A 20,861-nucleotide genomic window follows, 5' to 3' on the forward strand; every position below is an offset into this window, starting at 1 on the left:
CCGTCCGGCCCTGCACAAAAGTACCGATACAGTAGTCACTCAATCACGCTTCGCGCACGACGAAGCGGCCCCCAGTGGTGCGCCAACACCGGTCTGAGGGCCTTCACCGCCAGGACCCCCAGAAAGGCCCCGGAGATGCTTCAGCACTCTATCCCGCCCACCCGTTTCTTCTCCCAGACGCCGAACGACATCATCCGGCACCCCCGTCTGAACGGCCTCGCGGTGCGCCTTCTCCAGTGGGCGCTGTCCCTCCCTCCCGGCTCGCGGGAGACGGTCCAGTCGATCGGCACGAAGATGCCCGAGGGCCGCGTCGCCCTCCGCAACGCCCGCCGGCAGCTCGAAGCCGAGGGCTTTGTCCACACACAGCGCAGCCAGGACCCGGCCAGCGGCCAGTGGTCGACGCAAGTGCTGGTCTCCAACGTCCCGTTGCGCACCCCGGAGGAGATCGCCGCCGCCTTCTCGGCACCCCCGGCCGACAGGATCCCGCCGGTCGGTGAGCCGACCGGGCAGGCCGTCGGCGCATCCCCCAAGGGGGAGAACACGGAATCGGAGAACACCCCCCACCCGGAGTTCGGCCGGGCCGCCACCTTCCTGGCCGGACTGGGCACGCACGAACCCCGCCTGAGGCTCAGCCTCCCCGAGGCGTTCCGGCTGGCGCCCCTCGCCGCCGAACACCTCGGCGACGGGGTGGGCGAGCGCCGGCTCCGCGGCGTCCTGACCGCCGATCTGCCCGCCGCCCCCATCCACTCCCCGGCGGGCTTCCTGACCCGGCGGCTGCGCCTGGCCCGCTTCGCGCCCGCACCCGTTCCCGTTCCCGTTCCCCTCCCCGCCGTGCCACCCCGGGCCGAGTGCGGGATCTGCCGTGACCCGCTGCCCCTCGGGCGGAGTACCGGCATCTGCACACCCTGCTCGGGGCTGGGCCCGGCGCCGTCCGGGGCGCCCGCTCCGCCGCTGCGGGGCGCGGCGCTCGTCCGGGCGGCGCTCGGGTCCGGGTTTCAGCAGCGGCGGTGACGGCCGCGCGCGACGCCGCGAGGGCGGCGGACGAAGGACACCGCCGCGGCGGCCGTGGCGGCGAAGAGGCCGGCGCCCGCCAGGACTTCGGTGGAGTCGAGGCGGCCGGAGATGCCGTCGAAGCCACCGGCGACGGCCGCGGTCGGGGCCGTGGTGAGACCCGGGGTGGCGGCCGCGTAGGCGGGCTCCGGGGCGGGGGTGCCGACGATGGTGAGGGCGGCGGTGCCCTCCTCGCCCTTGCAGGTGAAGGCGACGGCGTACTGTGCGCCGGGCCTCGCGTGGGGGTCGACACGGGCCAGCCGCGGGTGGCCCGCGGTCAGCCGTACGGTGCCCAGGACACCGGAGGAGACGGTGACGGAGGGGACGCCGCAACCGTCGGAGCTGAGTTTGACCAGGCCACCGGGTCTGATGGTGCCGGGGGCGACGGAGAAGCCGAAGGAGGTGCCGCCGCTCGGACCGGTGCCGGCGGCGGAGGCGGAGGCCGACCCGGCGGTGAGCCCGAGCGCGGCCATGGCTATGGCCGCGGCTATGAGGGCGGTCGGGGCGGGGCGGGGCGAGCGCGGTCGCATGCGGGACCTCCGTGGACGCGGGCGGGGTGCCGGGCACTTGCGACGTTATGTCCGGTTCGGCGAGGTCGCGATCGATCGCCGGTCAGACGGGTGAGAACGGGGGAACTCCGTAAAGTTACCGGCCAGTTAATCAATGTTCGGTCAGCGATCACCCGCAAGGGCCAAGGTGTCCTCATGAACACATCACGTTGGAGACGAGGTATCGCGGCTGCGGCCGTGGTCGCGGCCGTCGGTTTCGGAGGAGTCGCGCTCCCGGCGGTGCCCGCCATGGCGGCCACGGCGACCGCGACGGCGACGGCGAGCACGCCGTCGTACGACACCTGGGTGCAGGAGGTCGCAGCCGTGACCGACGCCGCGCAGGCGGATGTCGCCGAGCGGGTCGCGCACAAGGCGAGCGGCGAGAAACCGGCCATCGTGCTCGACATCGACAACACCTCGCTGGCGTCGTACTACAAGGGCGGCTACCCGACCCCGGCGACACCGGGCACCCTGGCCCTGGCCCAGCAGGCGCACCGGCTGGGCGTGAAGGTGTTCTTCGTGACCGCGCGGCCGGACTTCATCTACCTGGTCAGCTCCTACAACCTGACGCACGTCGGCTACACCGTGGACGGGCTCTACGGGCGATCGCTGACCGACCTCTTCGGCGAGGTCGGCGCCTTCAAGACCGCGCAGCGCGAGAAGATCGAGGCCGCCGGCTACACGATCATCGCCAACGTCGGCAACAACACGACCGACCTGACCGGCGGCCATGCCGAGAAGACGTACAAGCTGCCCGACTACGACGGCACCCTGGACTAGGCCGGCAAGCACGCCCGCAAGCGCGCAAGCGCGCAAGCGCGCAAGCGCGCAAGCGCGCAAGCGCGCAAGCGCGGCGCCGCGCTAGATGTTCTGTCCCGGGAGGTTGTGGACGGTGAGCAGGATCTCGGTTGGGGGATCTTGAAATGGGTGAGGGCCTTCCGGTTCGGTGTGGATTGCGACGTCTACACCAACAGAAAGGCCCTCGTGTCCCACCGTAATGCACCCCTGACCGAGACCGGACGCCTGCGCCTGGCCCGCTGCGTGGTCGAGGACGGCTGGCCCCTGCGCCGGGCCGCCGAACGCTTCCAGGTCTCGCCCACCACCGCGCAGCGCTGGGCCGACCGCTACCGGCGACTCGGCGAGGCCGGGATGCGGGATCTGTCCTCCCGCCCGCACACGAGCCCGCGCCGCACCCCGACCCGCATCGAACGCCGGATCATCAAGGTCCGCATCCTGCGCCGCTGGGGCCCGGCCCGCATCGCACACCTGCTGCACCTGGTGCCCTCGACCGTGCACCGCGTCCTGACCCGCTACGGCCTGGCCCGCCTCACCCACCTGGACCGGGCCACCGGCCGTGTCATACGCCGCTACGAACGCGAGCGGCCCGGCGAACTCGTGCACGTCGACATCAAGAAGCTCGGCAACATCCCCGACGGCGGCGGACACAAGGTCCTGGGCCGCCAGGCCGGCCGCAAGAACCGCAAGAACGCCGGCTACAGCTACCTCCACACCGCCGTCGACGACCACTCCCGCCTCGCCTACAGCGAGATCCTCTCGGACGAGAAGAAGGAGACCGCCACCGGCTTCTGGACCCGCGCCCACGCGTTCTTCGCCCAGGCCGGGATCACCGTCGAGCGGGTCCTGACCGACAACGGCTCCTGCTACCGCTCACGCGACTGGCGCGACCTGCTGGCAGCAGCCCAGATCACCCACAAACGCACCCGGCCCTACCGGCCACAGACCAACGGCAAGGTCGAACGCTTCAACCGCACCCTGCTCGACGAATGGGCCTACGCCCGCCCCTACCGCTCGGAGACCGAACGCCGCGAGGCGTTCCCCGGGTGGCTGCACACCTACAATCACCACCGCGGACACACCGCGCTGAAAGGCCAACCACCCGCCAGCCGCGTCCCCAACCTCTCAGGGCAATACAGCTAGAGCGCGGCGCGGTCGCCCGTGTCGACGGCACGGGTGGCCGTGGCGGCGCGCGCGGCGTCGTCGGTGACCTCGTCGGCGGTCAGCGCGTAGCCGGTCGTGGCGTCGGTGGTCGAACGGGCGAAGACCACGCCGTAGACCTCACCGCTCGTGGTCAGCAGGGGGCCGCCGGAGTTGCCGGGGCGGACGGTGGAGCGGATCTGGTAGATGTCGCGGGTGACGGTGCCGTCGCCGTAGATGTCCTGGCCGTTGGCGCGGATACGGCCGGCGACGGTGGCGGCGCGCAGATCCAGGCCGCCGTTCTCGGGGTAGCCGGCGACAACGCCGCCGTCCCCGCGGCCGGCCTCGCCGGCGAAGCTGAGGACGGGGGCGTCCAGACCGGGGACGTCCAGGACGGCGAGGTCCTTGGCGGGGTCGAAGAGGACGACCCGGGCGGTGTAGGTGCGGCCGGTGCCGCCGATCCGGACGGTGGGGGAATCGACTCCCGCGACCACGTGGGCGTTGGTCATGACGTGTTCGTCCGCGTAGACGAAGCCGCTGCCCTCCTGGCCCTGGTGGCGGCCCTCGACGTCGGCGATGCCCTCGATCTTGACGGTGCTGCGCTTGGCGCCCGAGGTGGCGACGGCGGTGACGTTGTCGCCGGACGGCTCCGGGACGCCGTTGACGGGCTCGGACTCGAAGGGGTTGAAGACCTGCGGGAAGCCCGCCGCCGCGAGGGCCCCGGAGGCCCGGCTGAACCAGGTGGGCGCCTGTGAGGGCATCGTGTCCTGGACGGCACCGAGAACCACCGAGCCGCGGATGGCCTGGTTGAGGGCCATCGAGGCCGAGGAGACCAGGACGCTGGCGGCGACCCAGGAGACCAGCAGTACGGCCAGGACGTTGGCCGCCGCCCCGCCCGCGCCGTCGATCCAGCGGGCCGGGCCCCACTGCAGTCCGGCCCGCAGTTTCCAGGCGAGCCCGGAGGCGACGGCATGCCCCGCGGCGGCCGGGAGCAGGACGGTCAGCAGTGCGAAGAAGGTGGCCTGCGAGGTGCCGGCCTCGACGTGTTCGAGGACGTACGGAAGCAGCCACACGCCCAGCACCGCGCCACCCACGAAGCCGGCCAGCGAGACGAAGGCCGCGACGAGGCCGCGACGGTAACCGGCGACGGCGTAGGCCAGCACCGCCAGCAGAAGCAGCAGGTCGAGCAGGTTCAACAGAAGACCCTTTCCGGCATGTACGCCCCGCTACAGGAAACGCACATTAACCGACAATCAGTTCCGTTCTGTGACCTATGGCACGCGACACGACGGCGGGCCCGGTGCTCGAAAGCACCGGGCCCGCCGTCCGCGCCCGCCCCGTCCCCACAGGTGGGCGCGGTCACCACATGCCGCTCACATGTGGACTGTGGGGGCGGCGTCGGCGTCGACCGCCGGGACACCGCGCCGGTAGAGCAGCACCGTGATCAGCGCCCCGGCCGCGAAGAAGCCGGCCGACCACCAGTAGGCGGTGGAGTAGGACTCCAGCGCGGCCTGGGCCTGGACGACCTTGTTGGTGGGGTCCTTGCCGACCAGGTACGAGGTGGCGGCGCTGGCGGCGAGGGTGTTGAGCAGGGCGGTGCCGATGGAGCCGCCGATCTGCTGCATGGTGTTGACGGCGGCCGAGGCGACTCCGGCGTCGTCGGGGCCCACGCCGGCCGTGGCCAGGCTCATCCCGGGGGCCATGATCAGGCCGATGCCGAGGCCGATGACCAGCAGCGGGGGCAGCACGTTCGCGGCGTAGGTGCTGTCCAGGCCGAGGCTGGTGATCCAGGCCAGACCGGCCGCCCCGAGGAGCATGCCCAGCGGGACCACGATCTTCGGCCCGATCCGCGGGATCAGGAAGTTGGTGGAGGCCGTGGCGCCGACCATGAGGGCGGCGACCATCGGGAGGAAGGCCAGGCCCGTCCTGACGGCGCTGAAGCCGAGGCTGAGCTGCAGGTAGTAGGTGAGGAAAAGGAACACACCGAACATTCCGGCGCTGGCGATCAGCATGGCGGCGAAGGACGCGCCACGGGTCCGGTCCAGGAGCACACGCAGCGGCAGCAGTGGGTGCGAGGCCCTGGTCTGCCACCAGGTGAAGCCGGTCAGCAGCACCGCGCCGGCGGCGAGGAAGCCCCAGGACAGCGGGGAGCTCCAGTCGTGGGACTCGGCGTTGGAGAAGCCGTAGACGATGCCGAAGAGGCCGGTGGTGACCAGGACGGTGCCGGGGATGTCGAGCTTGGCGCTGCGGTCGCGGGCCGTGCGCTGGAGCAGCATCACGCCGCCGATGATGGCGAAGACGGCCAGGAACAGGTTGACGTAGAGGGTCCAGCGCCAGTTCAGGTACTCGGTGAGGACCCCGCCGAGCAGCAGGCCGACGGCCGCGCCGGAGCCGGCGATGGCGCCGAAGATACCGAAGGCCTTGGCGCGTTCCCTGGCGTCGGTGAAGGTGGTGGTCAGCAGGGAGAGCGCGGCGGGCGCGAGCAGGGCGCCGAACAGGCCCTGCAGGGCGCGGCCCGCGACCAGCATCTCGAAGTTGGTGGCGGCGCCGGCCACGGCCGAGGCGACCGCGAAGCCGCTCACGCCCACCAGGAAGGCGGGCTTGCGGCCGAAGAGGTCCGCTATCCGGCCGCCGAGCAGTAGCAGGCTGCCGAAGGCGAGCGAGTAGGCGGTGACGATCCAGGTCCGGTTGCCGTCGGAGAAGCCGAGGTCGGCCTGGGCGGACGGCAGGGCGATGTTCACAATGGTCGCGTCGAGCACGACCATGAGCTGGGCGAGCCCGATGACGGCGAGGATCCACCAGCGGTGGCGGGGTCCGGCGCCGGATTCGGGGGCGGGGCTGTGACCGGTCTGCGCGGTCTGACCCGTCGGCCGGGTCTTCCCGAGGGGCACCGCGGCCTCGTCGGCAGCTGTCTGGGGCATGGGGGACGTACTCCAGTCGTCGGCTGAGTTACGAACATGTGAAACGAAACCGTTTCGTACGTTCGCCAGCCTAGGCCAGTCCTCTGCGAAACGCAACCGTTTCGATCGCGGGGGCCCTCAGGGCTGCCTAGAGTGGGCCGTGAAGCTTGCGACAACCGTGGGAGAAGACGTGGCACAGCAGCACGGCGACAGCCCGGAACACGCGATCCTGGCCCGGATCAGCGCGATGGTCACCGACGAGAAGACCCTGCGCGACCTGCTTTCCGCCGGCGACATCGACGGCGGCACCGAGCAGCAGCGGCTCGTCGCCCTGGAGCGCGAACTCGACCAGTGCTGGGACCTGTTGCGGCAGCGCCGCGCCAAGTCCGAGGCCGGCGAGGACCCAGGCGAGGCACAGGTGCGGCCGTCCTCGACGGTGGAGGGCTACCAGTCGTGAACCCGGAAGTGACCGACGTCCCCGGCCAGAAGCGCTTCGTGGCCCGGGTGGACGGCGGGCAGGCCGGCTACGCCACGTACATCCGCACCCCGGAGCTGGTCGCCTTCCTGCACACCGAGGTGGAGCCGGAGTTCGAGGGCCGGGGCATCGGCTCCGCCCTCGCCCGCGCCGCACTGGACGACGCCCGGTCACGGGGACAGCAGGTGCTGGCGGCGTGCCCCTTCATCGCGGGCTGGATCGCGCACCACCCGGACTACCAGGACCTGGAGTACCGGCCGCGCAGCACGGTCAGCGACTGAGCCGTCAGCGACTGAGCGGTCAACGACCGAGCGGCCGCATCCGAAGCTGCGACACACCCAGCGCCGGCAGGACGACGGCGTCGATGTACCCGGCCAGGAAGGGACCGTCGACGCTGCGGCCGTCGATCAGGGGCCGGCCCAGGAACGCGCCGATCATCATGTAGGTCAGGAAGCCGAGCGCCTCGCGGTCGGCGGCGATCTCACCGCGCTCCACGGCCCGCTCCAGCATGGTGCGCAGCGCGGCGGCCTCCGGCTCGATCAGGGCCTCGCGCAGCGCTTCTCCGAGGTCCGGGTTCTGGACGGCGGCGTGGGCGAGGGCGCGCATCACGGCGGTGTCCGGATCGCCCTTGTCCGCGATCTTCCGGGCCAGCTCGTACAGATCCGTCGCGACGGAGCCAGTGTCGACGGTGTCGGCGTGCACCGCCTTGCAGGCGCGCAGGGCGGTGGCGACCAGCTCCGGCTTGCCGTTCCACTGACGGTAGAGGGTGGCCTTGCTGGACCGCGTACGGGCCGCGACGGCGTCCATGGTCAGTGCCTCGTACCCGACCTCGCGCAGGAGGTCGACGACCGCGGTGTAGAGCTCCAGCTCCCGCTCGGGGGTGAGCCGGGTGCGGCGTGGGGCGGCCGGCGGGTGGGTGGTCATGCTCACCCCTTCCTCATTGTCATCGACAGGCACCAGCATCGAAACGGTTCCGTACACCACGAGGATAGACCGCCGCCTGCCGGAACCCAAGCGGTCCGGCAGGCGGCGTCCGGCCCGTGCTCAGCCCAGTTTGGCGGTCAGCGTGATCGTGGTTCCCGAAAGCGCCTGGCTCACCGGGCAGTTCGCCTTGGCGTCCTCGGCCGCCTTGACGAAGGCCGCCTCGTCCAGACCCGGCACCTTGGCCTCCACCGACAGGTGGATGCCGGTGATGCCCTCGCCGGGCTGGAAGGTCACCTCGGCATCGGTGCGCAGGGTGGTCGGCGGGGTGCCCGCCTGGGCCAGGCCGTGCGAGAGCGCCATCGAGAAGCAGCTGGAATGAGCGGCCGCGATCAGCTCCTCAGGGCTGGTCTTGCCGTTGGCCTCCTGGGAACGGGCCGCCCAGGTCACCGGATACTCCCCGACCCCGGACGAGTCCAGGGTGACGACCCCCTTGCCTTCGAGCAGACTGCCTTCCCATGCGGTGTGGGCAATGCGCTTGGTAGCCATGTCGGTTGACTCCTCTAGATCGGGATCCCTGGTCCGGGAACCACGCTACGCGTCCCGCGCCCACCGCACCCGTTACCGCCCGCGGTAGACCTGTGTCACTCACACGGGTGGCCGTTGACGGGGATCGCCACACCAGGGCCCCGCCCCGCTTACGTTCGAGACTCCGGACGGCGTCACGCACGCGTCTACGGCGGCGAGGGCGGCAAACGGTCGACGCAACGGTCAACACAAGGATGTGAGCCAGGTGGTGGAGGTCGTGCGGACACCCATCCGCGCCTCGTGGCAGCGATGTCCGGCCCACGGCCTCACCCCCGAACGGCTGGAACCCCGGTACACCACGGATCCGGACCTCACCGGCGAGTTCGTCCGCACCGCCCGCGAGCCGATGGACCGGCTGGAGGCCGCGCTCCGCGGCTCCGGGGTCCGTGTCGCCCTCACCGACGACGCGGGCGTAGTCCTGGACCGCCGGCCGGCCGGCCGGTCCCTGCTCCACGCCCTGGAGGAGATCGGCCTCGCACCCGGCTTCAGCCTCCACGAACACGACGCGGCCACCAGCGGCATGAGCACCCCTCCGGAGGAGCGGCGCCCGGTGCGGGTCGTGGGCGAATACCTCTGCACCGCGCTGAGCCATCCGGCCTGCGTCGGCGTCCCCGTACGCCACCCGGTCAGCGGCCGGGTACTGGGCGTACTGGACCTGACCGGCCGGACCGGTCAGGTCCACCCCCTGATGGGCGGCCTGGCCCGCGAGGCCGCCCTCGCCATCGAGCAGTCGCTCCTCGACAGCTGCTCGGAACGCGAACGCGCCCTGCTGGACGCCTTCCTGCGCGCCGGCCACCGCTTCCGCCGGCCCTCCCTGCTGCTCACCGGCGAGGGCACCGTCCAGCCCCTGGGCGGGCCCGGCGGCCGTGCCGTCACCGGGCGCGACGAGACCCTGCTCACCGACGCCGCCACCGCGCTGATCTCGGCCGGCCGCCGCGCCGCCCTCGAAGTGCCGCTGTCCTACGGCCGTACCGCGACCCTGCTGTGCCGCCCGGTCACCAGCGCGTACGGCGACTCCGGCGCCGTCGTCGAGGTCAGCCTGCCCGAGCCGTACGACCACGCCGGGCCGCACAGCGTCGCGGCGGCCCCCGGGTACGGCACGGTCCCCGGACCCACCCCGCTGCTGGTCGGCGAGGCCGGGGTCAGCAGGCTCGCGACGGCCGCCCGGCACCGGCTGGAGCTGCTGTGCGACGCGGGCGCCCTGATCGGCACCACCCTCGACATCGCCCGCACCGTCGAGGAGCTGGCCGAGGTCGCCGTGCCGCGCTTCGCCGACCGGGTGGGCGTGGAACTGGACGAGCCGGTGCCGCACGGCGAGGCACCCGCCCCCGGCCCGGTGGCCGTCGTACCGGCCGACCGGGACCGGCTGATCACCGCCCCGCTGCGGGCCCGCGGCACCCGGCTGGGCGTCGCCGTCTTCGAACGGGCCCAGGACAGCCCGCCGTACGCGGAGGACGACCTCGTCCTGGCCCAGGAGCTGGCCGCCCGCGCCGCCGTGGCCATCGACAACGCCCGGCTCTTCACCCGCGAGCACCACCTCGCCCTGGAGCTGCAGCGCAGCCTGCTGCCGCAGACGCTGCCCCGGCAGCACGCCGTCGAGGCCGCCTACCGCTACCAGCCGGCCCGGGGGCAGGTCGGCGGCGACTGGTTCGACGTCATCCCGCTGTCCGGCGCGCGGGTGGCCCTGGTGGTGGGGGACGTCGCCGGACACGGGCTGCACGCCGCCGCCGCGATGGGGCGGCTGCGCACCGCCGTCCACACCTTCTCCGCCCTCGACCTGCCACCCGACGAACTCCTCGGCCATCTCGACGACCTGGCCGGCCAGGACGCGGCGGCGGGCCCCGGCGCGGGCCCCGGCGCGCGCCCCGGACTGATGGGCTCCACCTGCCTGTACGCGGTCTACGACCCGGTCTCGCGGCGCTGCGTCATGTCCGGCGCCGGGCATCCGCCACCGTTCCTGGTCCGCCCCGACGGCCGGGCGGAGATCCTGGAACTCCCGGTCGGGCCGCCGCTGGGCACCGGCGGACCGCCCTTCGAGACGGCCGAGTTCGACATCCCCGAAGGCAGCGACCTGGTGCTCCACACCGACGGCCTGACCAGCGGAGCCGACCTCGACCCCCGGACCGGGATCCGCGTACTGCGCCAGGTGCTGACCGAGCGCGCCCACCGCACCCCCGAGGAGGTGTGCGCGGCCGTCGAGGAGGCGCTGCTGCCCTCCTCGGCCGCCGGGTCCTCCGACGACGCCGTACTCCTGGTGGCCCGCACCCGCGCCCTCGACAGCGGCCGGGTCGCCTCCTGGGACGTGCCCGACGACCCGGCCGCCGTCTCCGAGCTACGCGCCGCCATCATCGGCCGGCTCACCGACTGGGGCCTGGCGGAGCTGGCGTTCACCACGGAGCTCATCGCCAGCGAGCTCATCACCAACGCCATCCGGCACGCCGCGGGCCCCGTCCAGGCCCGCCTGCTGCGCGACCGGGCGCTGGTCTTCGAGGTCTCCGACGGCAGCGGCACCTCACCCCGGCTGCGCCGCGCCGCCAGCACCGACGAGGGCGGCCGCGGCATCTTCCTGGTCGCCCGGCTCAGCGCCCGCTGGGGCACCCGGCACACCGCGCGGGGCAAGGTCATCTGGACGGAGCAGCCCATTCCGGGCGGCGCGACATGACAGACGGAGTCGCGCCGCCCGGCCAGCCAGCCTCAGTGCTGGTGGTGCGGAGACGTCGCGTAGTGCCGGGACGTACCGGTGGTGCTCGCGCCCGACGGGCAGGCGCCGGCCAGGGGCCCGGGCGCCCGGCAGCCGAACTCGCTCCAGCTGACCGGGCTGTACACACGGAAGGCACCCGCCAGGGAGACGTCCCCGGCCTTGGTGGCGGAGGTGTCGGCGACCGCCGTGCGGCTGACCGCCTCGCCCGCCGCCCGGTTGATCCTGCGGATCCTCTCCGTGGCCTCCAGGCCGTCCGTGCTCGGACCGTCCTTCAACAGGGCTGCGCCAAGGGCGATCCGATCGTCCGAAACACCATCACGGCGGACGGTGAACAGGTCCTCGACCCGTTTGCCGTCCGTGGCCGGCCCGAAGAACTCCTCGGCCTCGGTCGTCATCGAAGGCCCCCTTCATCATGAGCACGTCCATCCGGACGGCCCGTCCCGACCTTCATCCCTCAACCTGAGCCTCGGCTGAATCCCAGCTGAGGGTTGCCGTCAGCGAAGGAAAGCCGGTTCCGTGACCGGGACGATCGCCGGCCGGACCGGGAACCGCACCGTGAACAGGGTGCGGCCGGGGACGCTCTCGACGGAGATGGAGCCGCCATGGGCCTCGACGATGGCGGAGACGATGGCCAGACCGAGCCCGGAACCGCCCGGGGAGCCCGCGCCACGCGAGCGGGAGGCGCCGGCCCGGCTGAAGCGGTCGAAGACGGTGGGCAGCAGGGCGGCCTCGATACCGGGGCCGTCGTCCTGCACCCGTACGACGCAGTCGGCGCCGGCCTGCGCGACCTCGGCCACCACGGCGGTCCCCACCGGGGTGTGGGCTCGGGCGTTGGCCAGCAGATTCGTCACGACCTGGCGGATCCGCGCCTCGTCCCCCGGGACGACCACCGGCCGGGACGGCAGCCGTACCTGCCAGCGGTGGCTGTCGCCGGCCGCCGCCCGCGCGTCCCAGACCGCCTCGGCGACCAGCGAGGTCAGATCGACCTCGCCGGACTCCAGCGGACGGCCCTCGTCGAGCCGGGCGAGCAGCAGCAGGTCCTCGACCAGCCCCGTCATCCGGGACGCCTCCGACGACACCCGCTGCCAGGCCCGCGTCAGGTCGACGGCGGTGGCGCCCCGGTTGGCCAGTTCCGCGTATCCGGCGATCGAGGCGAGCGGTGTGCGCAGCTCATGGCTGGCGTCGGCGAGAAAGCGCCGCATCCGGGCCTCGCTCTCCTGGCGGACCGCGAGCGACGCCTCGACGTGGTCGATCATGCGGTTGAGCGCGGCCCCGACCTGGCCGGCCTCGCTGCCCGGATCCGTATCGGGCTCGGGCACCCGCGTGAGAACCGCGACCTCGCCGTGGCCCAGCGGGGACCGGGACACCTCGACGGCGGTGGCGGCGACCCGGCCCAGGGGGCGCAGCTGGCGCCGGATGACGACGGCGCAGGCGACGCCCGCGACGACCAGGACGGCCAGGGCGACGACGGCCTCGGCGACGACGAGCTTGTTGATCAGCCGCTGCTCGGCGTCGAACGGCAGACCCGCCAGCACGCCCGGCCCGCCGGCGGCGAGCCGGGTCACCCGGTAGTCGCCCAGCGAGGGGATCGTACGGGTGTGGACGGCGCCGTCGGCCCGCACATCGGCGAGGACGGCGAACTGCTCGGCGCCGAGCCTGCGCAGGCCGCCCTCGGTGACGACGCCGGCCGCGCTGATCGTGCCGTCGGAGCCATAGCGGGCGGCAAGCGTGCCGACGGCCTGGCCGCGTTCGTAGAGGAAGCTGAGGTTGGTCTCGTCACCGGGGACGATCTGCAGACCGCCCTGGCTGCGCGCGGCGGCGTTGCCGACGCGCGTGTCGAGCCCGTGCATCAGGAAGAGCCGCTCGGTCAGTACCGTGGTCAGCGCCATCGCCGCGCACACCACCACCAGCGTCCCGCTGATCAGCACCAGCAGCCTGACCCGCAGCGACCTGCGGCCCGGCGGGAGCGCGATCCTCACGACGGCTCCTCGGGGCAGCGCAGCGCGTAACCGACCCCGCGCACGGTGTGGATCATGGGGGCGCGTCCCTTGTCGATCTTTCTGCGCAGGGAGGAGATGTAGACCTCCACGAGATTGCCCCCGGCGTCGAAGGAGTCGCCACCGCCGCTCCACACCGCGCCCAGGATCTGCGCCTTGCTCAGTACCTGCCTCGGGTTGCCGATCAGATACGCGAGCAGGTCGAACTCCTTGGCCGTCAACCGCACCGGCTCACCGTCCCGGTGCACCTCACGGGTGTCCTCGTCCAGCAGCAGCCCGCCCAGCGCCAGCACCGGCCCGGCGGCCTGCTGCGGAGCGGCCCCGCAACGGCGCAGCAGGCCGCGCAGCCGCAGCACGACCTCCTCCAGGCTGAACGGCTTCGTCACATAGTCGTCGGCCCCCGCCGCCAGGCCGTCGATGCGGTACTCGATCGAGTCCCGGGCGGTGAGGAAGAGCACCGGCAGCTCCGGATGCTCCGCGCGCAGCCCGCGCAGCACCTGCAGACCGTCCATGTCGGGCAGCATCCAGTCCAGGACGACGGCATGCGGGGCACACCGCCGCGCGGTGCGCAGCGCGGTGAGACCGTCGCCCGCGCGGAACGGCTGCCAGCCCGCCTCGGTGACGGCCAGGGACAACAACTCCGCGATTCCGTCCTCGTCATCGACGACCAGAACGCGTACGGACTCAGCAAGTACGGCCATTTCACCATCTTGGATGAGGAGTTTGGGCGTGCACTTCGCGTCCGCTGTGTGTTTGCTGAGCACATGGAGACTTATGACGTCATCGTGATCGGCGGCGGACCCACCGGCGAGAACCTCGCCGACCGGACCCGGGCCGCCGGACTGACCACGGCCGTGGTGGAGAGCGAACTGGTCGGCGGCGAATGCTCGTACTGGGCGTGCATGCCCAGCAAGGCGCTGCTGAGGCCGGCCGTCGCCCTGGCCGAGGCGGCCGCGGTGGCCGGTTCACGCGAGGCGGTCGCCACGGCGAAGCTCGATGTGGCCGCCGTCCTGGCCAGGCGCGACGCCTTCGCCTCCCAGTGGAAGGACGACGGCCAGGTGGCCTGGCTGGACTCCGTCGGCATCGACCTCGTACGCGGGGTGGGGCGCCTCGACGGCCCGCGCCGCGTCGCCGTGGAGACCCCCGACGGCGGGGCACCGGCTGCTCACCGCCCGCCATGCCGTCGCCGTCTGCACCGGCAGCCGGGCCGTCCTCCCCGACCTTCCCGGGCTCGACACCGCCCACCCCTGGACCAGCCGCGACGCCACCAGCTCCCCCGAGGTGCCGGGCCGGCTGCTGGTGGTCGGCGGCGGCGTCGTCGGCGTCGAGATGGCCACCGCCTGGCGTGCTCTCGGCTCCGAGGTCACCCTCCTGGTCCGGGGCGACCGGCTGCTCCCCCACTGGGAGCCCTTCGCCGGCGAACTGATCGCCGAGGGCATGCGGGCCGCCGGCGTCGACATCCGTACCGGCGTCTCGGTCACCGGCGTCACCCGCCCCTCCGAGTTCGACCCGGTGACGGCCGAGCTCTCCGACGGCTCCCGGCTCACCGCCGACGAGATCCTCTTCGCCACCGGGCGCGCCCCGCGCACGGACGACCTCGGCCTGGAGAGTGTGGGCCTGCGGCCCGGGGCATGGCTCGACGTCGACGACACCCTGCTCGTCCAGGGCGTGGCGGACGACGGCTGGCTCTACTGCGCGGGCGACACCAACCACCGCGCCCTCCTGACCCACCAGGGCAAGTACCAGGGCCGTATCGCCGGCGCCGCCATCGCCGCCCGTGCCGCCGACGGGCCCGTCACCGACGGCGCCACCGGGCCCGCCCCGCAGGTCGTCTTCACCCACCCCGAAGCCGCGTCCGTCGGCCTCACCGCCGACGCGGCGGCCCGCGCCGGCCGCCGTGTCGACATCGTCGACTACGACCTCGGCAACGTCGCCGGCGCGTCCCTCTTCGCCGACGGCTACCGCGGCCGCGCCCGCGCCCTCATCGACCCCGACCGCCAGATCATCCTGGGCCTCACCTTCGTCGGCCCCGGCGTGGGCGAACTCCTCCACGCCGCCACCATCGCCGTGGCCTGCGAAGTCCCGCTCTCCCGCCTCTGGCACGCCGTCCCCGCGTACCCCACCCTCAGCGAGATCTGGCTCCGCCTCCTGGAGACCCACCGAGGCTGACCCCCACGGGGCCGCGCCCCGGACCCCCTACGCCCTGACGGGCGTGGGGGCGTGGGCCTGGCGCAACCGCGGCCACCGGCCCGCGGGTACCGACGAGAGCGCAACCACCCGCCGCGCACGCGGCGCGCGGACGGCGCAGGAGAAAAGCGGCACCGACCGGCCGGCGCCACGCAGTAGCCTGTGGCACCCCGAGGGGGCCAGGGGGCGGGGGCGGCGCACCCGCCCGGGGTGAGGGAGGGGGCGGGGTCCGGAGATGCGGGTACGGCTGTTGGGCCCGGTGGAGCTGACGGACGTCCGCGGCGCGCCGACCACGATCGCGGCGCCGAAGCGGCGCGCCGTGCTGGCCGCCCTCGCGCTGGAGCTCAACCAGGTGGTGCCGGTGGACCGGCTGCTGGACCTGGTCTGGGACGGGGATCCGCCACCGCGTGCCCGCACCGCCCTGCAGGGGCACATCTCGGCCCTGCGCCGCCTGGGCCTGGACCTGGTCACCAGGGATCCGGGCTACGCCCTGCTCGGCACCGCCGACGACGTCGACCTGCATCTGTTCCGCGGCCTGACCACCCAGGCCCGCACGGCCCCCGACGACCGCGCCGCCGCCGTCCTGCTGGGCCGCGCCCTGGGCCTGTGGCGCGGCACGCCCCTCGCCGACGTGCCGAGCGCCGCCCTGCGGGAGGAGGCCGCGAGCCGCATCACCCAGGACCGGCTGGCCGCGCTGGAAGCGTGGGCGGAACGCAAGGTACGCCTCGGCGAGGGCCAGGACGTGGTGCCCGCGCTGAGCGAGGCCGTGGAGTCGGAGCCGTACCGGGAGCCGCTGATACGTATCCTCGTCCTCGCCCTGTACGGGGCGGACCGGCGGAGCGAGGCGCTGGACCTGTACCACCGCACCCGTGAGCTGCTGGACAGCGAGCTGGGGGTGTCCCCCGGGCCGCCCCTCCAGGCGGCGTACGAGACCGTGCTGCGCGGGCCCGGCGGCCAGGCGCGGGCCCCGGCGCCGGCCGCTCCGGCACAGCTCCCCCGGGAGAGCGCCGGTTTCGTGGGCCGCGACGACGAGCTGGCCGCGCTGGACGGCGCCGCCGACGGGCCGGGTATCGCCCTGGTCGTGGGCCCGGCGGGGGTGGGCAAGACGGCGCTCGCCCTGCGCTGGGCGCATGCGCATGCGGCCGTTTTCCCGGACGGGCAGCTCTTCGCGGATCTGCGCGGCTTCTCCGAGGCCGGTTCGCCCGTCTCGCCGGCCTCGGTCCTGGCGGGGTTCCTGCGGGCGATGGGACCCGCCGACCGTCCGGTCCCGGCGGATCTCGACGAGCGCACCGCGCTGTACCGCTCGCTGCTCGCCGACCGCCGCGTGCTGGTGGTCCTGGACAACGTGCGCAGCGTCGGTGACGTCCTCCCGCTGCTTCCCTCCGGGCCGGGCTGCGCGACCGTGGTGACGACCCGTAATCTGCTGGGTGGTCTGGTGGCCCGCGAGGGCGCGGCCGTGCTGCGCGTCGAGGCGTTGCCGGCCCAGGAGTCGCACGCCCTGCTGGCGCACACCGTCGGCCCGGACCGGATGGCGGCCGAGGCCGGGGCGGCGGCCGAGCTGGTCCGGCTCTGCGAGGGGTTGCCGCTGGCCCTGCGGGTGGCGGGGGCCCGGCTGGCGATGCGCCCGGCGTGGTCGGTGTCCGGGCTGGTGACCGACCTGTCCGACGAGCAGGCCCGGCTGTCGGTGCTGACCACGGACGACGCCGACGCCGGTGTCGAGGCCGCGCTCCGGCTCTCGTACCGCGTGCTGCCCGGCCCCGCCGCCGTACTGCTGCGCCTGCTGGGCCTGCATCCGGGCACAGACGTGGACGCCTGGACGGCCGCCGCACTGTCCGGGCTGTCGCTGGCGGAGGCCTCCCGAGCGCTCACCGCCCTGGTGGCGGCGCATCTGCTCCAGGAGACCTCCCCGGGCCGGTTCGCCCGCCACGACCTGGTACGGCTCTACACCGTGCGCCTCGCCGAGCAGGAGGTGACCGCCGCCGAGCGCGACGCCGCGTACGACCGGCTGCTGGACTACTACCTGGCGGTGACGGCGGTGGCCGCCGGGCCGGTCGTCTCGCGCAAGGAACTGCTGTACACACCCGCGGCCGGCCCGGCCGCCGGGATACCGGCGGCGGCCTTGGACGCCGACGCCTCGCCGGGCTGGTTCCGCGGCGAGGTGCCGGCCGTCCGGGCCCTGATCGACGCCTGCGCGCAGGGCCCCCGGGCGGGCCGGGCCTGGCGGCTGGCCTCCAACACCATGCCGATGTACTTCCGTACCGAGCATGTCGACGACTGGGTCAGCACCAGCCTGGCGGGGCTGCGTGCCGCCGAGCACTCCGGGGAACCGGCCGGGCGGGCGCGCCTGCTCACCGATGTCGGGATGGCGCTGTGCGAGCGCGGTGACGTCGACGAGGCCATGCCGTATCTGCTGCGGGCCGTCGAACTCGCCGACGCACAGCCGGACGGCGGTCACGAGATCCGCTACCTGGCCGTCAGCCGGCTCGCCATCGGCCGGATGGAGGCCGGGCAGCACGAACAGGCCCGCGAGACCATGCAGGACGCCCTCGGCATCGCGCGTGCCATGGGCGACCTCCCGTCGCAGGCCGCGGTGCTCAACAACCTCGGGCATGTCCTCAATCTCCTCGGCCGCCCTGACCAGGCCCTCGAATCCGCCGATCGGGCCCGGCAGTTGACCGCCGGTATGCCCTCGTCGCACACGCATCTGGCGGCTCTGGCCACCACCGCGGAGGCCCTGCACGCGCTCGGCCGGCCCGCCGAGGCCATCGCGCGGGCCCGGGAGGCCGGCCGGCTCTCCCACCGTTACGGCAATCCCGCGTACGAGGCGCTCGCGCTGCGGCTGATCGGCCAGATCCAGCGTGATCTCGGCCAGGAGGCCGAGTCGGCCGAGTCGTTCCGCCGGTCGCTGGGCGTCCTGGCCCCGCTCGGGGACCGTACGGAGGCGGACGCCGTCGCCGCTCTCCTCGACGACGGCACCACCGAGGGCGGTCACGCGACGCGTTGAGCCGGTGCCTTCACCACCGCGGGCGCCGGTCCGCACCGTGGACACGGTCTGCACCTGGGTCCGCCCGACCCCGGCACCAGCCGTCCGTCATCCAGCTCGATGACCTCTCCCCAGCCACGGCACACCGGGCATCCGTGCTCCTCGCGAAACGCGCATGCTCGGCACATGACGGCACCTCCGTCTCCTGGAGGTGCGGCCGGGCAACCCAGGTGCGTGGGGGGAAGGATGCCCGGCCGCGTGAACTCCCTGTGCTCACCCTTCCGTGTCCCGCTAACGCGCCGCCGACGCCGCGCTAACGCCCCGCGCCCCGACCGCCCCGGCCGCCACGACGCCCCCGCCTCCTACGCCCCCGACGCCGCCGTCCGGCTCACGCCTCCGCGTCGACCCGCGGCAGAATCCGGTCGAGCCAGCGCGGGATCCACCACGCCTCGCGCCCGAGCAGCGTCATCACCGCCGGCACCAGCAGCAGCCGGACGATCGTCGCGTCGATCAGCACACTGACCGCCAGCCCCAGGCCCAGCATCTTCACCACGATGTTGTCGCTGACGACGAACGCGGCGAAGACGCTGACCATGATGAGCGCCGCGCAGCTGATGACCCGGGCCGTGATCTCCAGCGCGTGCGCGACGCTGGCCTTGCTGTCGTGGGTCCGCAGCCACGCCTCGTGCACCCGCGCCAGCAGGAAGACCTCGTAGTCCATGCTCAGTCCGAAGACGATGGCGAACATCATCATCGGTACGTAGCTCTCGATCGGCACCTTGTCCGACACCCCCAGCGCGGGACCGCCCCACCCCCACTGGAAGACGGCGACGACGACCCCGTAGGACGCCCCGATCGACAGCAGGTTGAGCACCGCCGCCTTCACCGCGACGAGCAGGCCCCGGAAGACGATCAGGATGATGACGAAGGCCAGCCCCACCACGACGGCGATGATGGCGGGCAGCCGGCCGGCGACGATGTCCAGGAAGTCGACCTGCGCGGCCGTCGTGCCGGTGACATAGCCCTTGGCGGCGGTGCCCCGTAAGGCCTGCGGCAGCGCGTCGTCGGTGAGCCGGTTGACCAGGTCGGTGGTGCTCGCGTCCTGCGGGGCGCCCTTGGGGATCACCGTGGAGATCAGTACGTCGCCGTCGCCGGTGCTCTTCGGGGGGCTGACGCCCGCCACGTCCGGCAGCCCGGTCAGTGCCTTGCCCACGCTCGCCGACAGCGCGGCCCGGTCGGCGGACGGCACGCCGGTCTGGTCGACGACCACGGTCAGCGGCCCGTTGGAGCCCGGCCCGAAGGCCTGCGACATCAGGTCGTACGCCTTGCGGTCGGTGAAGCTCTTAGGGTCGGCGCCGTCCCCGATGTGCCCCAGCCGCATGGAGAACAGCGGGATGGTCAGCACCACCAGCACCAGCACCCCGGCCGCCAGGAACCACCACGGCCGGCGCTCCACCCGCAGCGCGTACCGGTGCCAGGTGCCCTGCTCCGGCCTGCCCGGTCCGGCGTCGGTCTCCGCGACGGGCCCGCGTACGTGCCAGCGGTCGATGTGCCGGCCGATCAGGCCCAGCAGCGCCGGGGTCAGGGTCAGCGCGCCCGCCACGGCGGTGACCACGGTGACGGCGGCGGCGACCCCGAGCTTGCTGATGAACGACACGCCCGACACCGACAGCCCGGCCAGCGCGATGATGACCGTGCAGCCCGACACCACCACCGCCCGCCCGCTGGTCGACACCGACCGGCCGGCCGCCGCCGCCGGTTCCACGCCGTCCATCAGCAACTGGCGGTGCCGGGTGAGCAGGAACAGGCAGTAGTCGATGCCGACGCCGACGCCGATCATCGTGGCCAGCGTCGGCGACACACTGGCGAACGTCAGCAGCGCCGCCAGCAGGCTCAGCAGACTCACCCCGATGACCACGCTGACCAGCGCCGTCACCAGCGGCAGCAGCGCCGCGACGACGCTGCCGAAGCCCACCAGCAGCACCACGACCGCCACCGCGAAGCCGATCGTCTCGCTCGTCCGGTCCGCCGGTTTCGGCCGGGCCAGTTCGCCCAGCGGCCCGCCGTACTCCACCTGTACCCCGGCCTTGCGCAGCGGTTCGACCGCGTCGTCCACCTGGTCCAGGTAGGCGTCGCCGAGCGAGGTCGGATTGGCGTCGAACCGCACGGTGATGTAGCCGGTCCGCCCGTCCGCCGACAGCGCCCCGGAGCCCTGCGCCAGCGGATCGGTCGCGCTCAGCACATGCGGCAGCTTCCGCACCGACCCGACGACCTGGCCGACCTGGTCCTGAACCCCCGTCAGCGGCTCCTTGGCGTCGTGCAGCACGACCTGCGCGCTCTGCCCGCCCACGCTCGGCTCGTGCTCCCGCAGCACGTTCAGCCCCTGGTTCGACTGGGTGCCGGGCAGCGAGAAGTCGTCGGAGTACGTGCCGCCGAAGGTGTGCTGCGCCACCTGGAGCCCGGCCAGTGCCACCACCCACAGCACGGTCACCAGCGCACCGTGCCGCGCGCACCACTCACCGAGGCGCCGGAGCAGCCCGGCCTTCTCTTCGGAGTTCACTTTTCCGACGATATGT

General features: G+C 73.2%; 16 protein-coding genes and 1 pseudogene. 8 read left to right on the forward strand and 9 right to left on the reverse strand.

What is annotated here, in order from left to right:
* The first annotated feature begins 135 nt into the window (after nucleotides 1–135).
* Entirely contained in the window at nucleotides 136–1,011 is an 876-nt protein-coding gene (locus RWE79_RS16255) for a hypothetical protein (protein ID WP_475940791.1), read from the forward strand.
* Here RWE79_RS16255 and RWE79_RS16260 read toward each other — a convergent pair.
* Nucleotides 996–1,580 (reverse strand): hypothetical protein, encoded by a 585-nt coding sequence (locus tag RWE79_RS16260; RefSeq protein ID WP_475940792.1) that lies wholly within the window; start codon nucleotides 1,578–1,580, stop codon nucleotides 996–998. The genes RWE79_RS16255 and RWE79_RS16260 overlap by 16 nt on opposite strands.
* A 174-nt stretch (nucleotides 1,581–1,754) precedes the next feature.
* On the opposite strand from RWE79_RS16260, the gene RWE79_RS16265 reads away from it, so the two are divergent.
* Both RWE79_RS16265 and RWE79_RS16270 read left to right on the forward strand, forming a co-directional pair.
* Entirely contained in the window at nucleotides 1,755–2,378 is a 624-nt protein-coding gene (locus RWE79_RS16265) for an HAD family acid phosphatase (protein WP_475940793.1), read from the forward strand.
* 204 nt (nucleotides 2,379–2,582) lie between these two features.
* Nucleotides 2,583–3,536: an IS481 family transposase gene (locus RWE79_RS16270; protein WP_475938753.1), complete on the forward strand. Its 954-nt coding sequence runs from the start codon at nucleotides 2,583–2,585 to the stop codon at nucleotides 3,534–3,536.
* Here RWE79_RS16270 and RWE79_RS16275 read toward each other — a convergent pair.
* Entirely contained in the window at nucleotides 3,533–4,729 is a 1,197-nt protein-coding gene (locus RWE79_RS16275; protein WP_475940794.1) for a MarP family serine protease, read from the reverse strand. The genes RWE79_RS16270 and RWE79_RS16275 overlap by 4 nt on opposite strands.
* 177 nt (nucleotides 4,730–4,906) lie before the next feature.
* On the reverse strand, nucleotides 4,907–6,454 hold the full coding sequence (locus RWE79_RS16280) for an MFS transporter (RefSeq protein ID WP_475940795.1): 1,548 nt from the start codon (nucleotides 6,452–6,454) through the stop codon (nucleotides 4,907–4,909).
* Nucleotides 6,455–6,623: 169 nt separating this feature from the next.
* Here RWE79_RS16280 and RWE79_RS16285 point away from each other — a divergent pair, with 169 nt between their 5' ends.
* Both RWE79_RS16285 and RWE79_RS16290 read left to right on the forward strand, forming a co-directional pair.
* Complete coding sequence (locus RWE79_RS16285; RefSeq protein WP_475940796.1) at nucleotides 6,624–6,890, forward strand: DUF2630 family protein; 267 nt, start codon at nucleotides 6,624–6,626, stop codon at nucleotides 6,888–6,890.
* Nucleotides 6,887–7,189, forward strand: a complete 303-nt coding sequence (locus tag RWE79_RS16290) for a GNAT family N-acetyltransferase (protein WP_475940797.1) — start codon at nucleotides 6,887–6,889, stop codon at nucleotides 7,187–7,189. The genes RWE79_RS16285 and RWE79_RS16290 overlap by 4 nt, the downstream gene beginning before the upstream one ends.
* Nucleotides 7,190–7,208: 19 nt before the next feature.
* On the opposite strand, the gene RWE79_RS16295 is transcribed toward RWE79_RS16290, so the two are convergent.
* Nucleotides 7,209–7,832 carry a TetR/AcrR family transcriptional regulator gene (locus RWE79_RS16295; RefSeq protein WP_475940798.1) on the reverse strand — a complete coding sequence of 208 codons (624 nt, stop codon included), beginning with the start codon at nucleotides 7,830–7,832 and terminating at the stop codon, nucleotides 7,209–7,211.
* A 120-nt stretch (nucleotides 7,833–7,952) separates the two neighbouring features.
* Nucleotides 7,953–8,378, reverse strand: a complete 426-nt coding sequence (locus RWE79_RS16300; RefSeq protein ID WP_475940799.1) for an OsmC family protein — start codon at nucleotides 8,376–8,378, stop codon at nucleotides 7,953–7,955.
* 256 nt (nucleotides 8,379–8,634) lie between these two features.
* Here RWE79_RS16300 and RWE79_RS16305 point away from each other — a divergent pair, with 256 nt between their 5' ends.
* The gene (locus tag RWE79_RS16305) at nucleotides 8,635–11,079 is read left to right on the forward strand and encodes a SpoIIE family protein phosphatase (RefSeq protein ID WP_475940800.1); all 2,445 of its coding nucleotides are present in this window, start codon (nucleotides 8,635–8,637) and stop codon (nucleotides 11,077–11,079) included.
* A 32-nt stretch (nucleotides 11,080–11,111) separates the two neighbouring features.
* On the opposite strand, the gene RWE79_RS16310 is transcribed toward RWE79_RS16305, so the two are convergent.
* The 3 genes from RWE79_RS16310 to RWE79_RS16320 form a co-directional block, all read right to left on the reverse strand.
* Nucleotides 11,112–11,513 carry a hypothetical protein gene (locus RWE79_RS16310; RefSeq protein WP_475940801.1) on the reverse strand — a complete coding sequence of 134 codons (402 nt, stop codon included), beginning with the start codon at nucleotides 11,511–11,513 and terminating at the stop codon, nucleotides 11,112–11,114.
* Between the two features lie 99 nt (nucleotides 11,514–11,612).
* On the reverse strand, nucleotides 11,613–13,097 hold the full coding sequence (locus RWE79_RS16315) for a sensor histidine kinase (protein WP_475940802.1): 1,485 nt from the start codon (nucleotides 13,095–13,097) through the stop codon (nucleotides 11,613–11,615).
* Nucleotides 13,094–13,816, reverse strand: coding sequence for a response regulator transcription factor (locus RWE79_RS16320; RefSeq protein WP_475940803.1), 723 nt, complete (start codon nucleotides 13,814–13,816; stop codon nucleotides 13,094–13,096). The genes RWE79_RS16315 and RWE79_RS16320 overlap by 4 nt, the downstream gene beginning before the upstream one ends.
* Nucleotides 13,817–13,879: 63 nt before the next feature.
* On the opposite strand from RWE79_RS16320, the pseudogene RWE79_RS16325 reads away from it, so the two are divergent.
* Nucleotides 13,880–15,284 (forward strand): annotated as a pseudogene (locus RWE79_RS16325) (dihydrolipoyl dehydrogenase family protein).
* Nucleotides 15,285–15,537: 253 nt separating this feature from the next.
* Nucleotides 15,538–18,306 (forward strand): AfsR/SARP family transcriptional regulator, encoded by a 2,769-nt coding sequence (locus RWE79_RS16330; protein ID WP_475940804.1) that lies wholly within the window; start codon nucleotides 15,538–15,540, stop codon nucleotides 18,304–18,306.
* 367 nt (nucleotides 18,307–18,673) lie between these two features.
* Here RWE79_RS16330 and RWE79_RS16335 read toward each other — a convergent pair whose 3' ends face one another.
* The gene (locus RWE79_RS16335; protein WP_475940805.1) at nucleotides 18,674–20,845 is read right to left on the reverse strand and encodes an MMPL family transporter; all 2,172 of its coding nucleotides are present in this window, start codon (nucleotides 20,843–20,845) and stop codon (nucleotides 18,674–18,676) included.
* Between the last annotated feature and the right edge of the window lie 16 nt (nucleotides 20,846–20,861).

It is taken from the genome of Streptomyces sp. RLA131 (assembly GCF_056270125.1).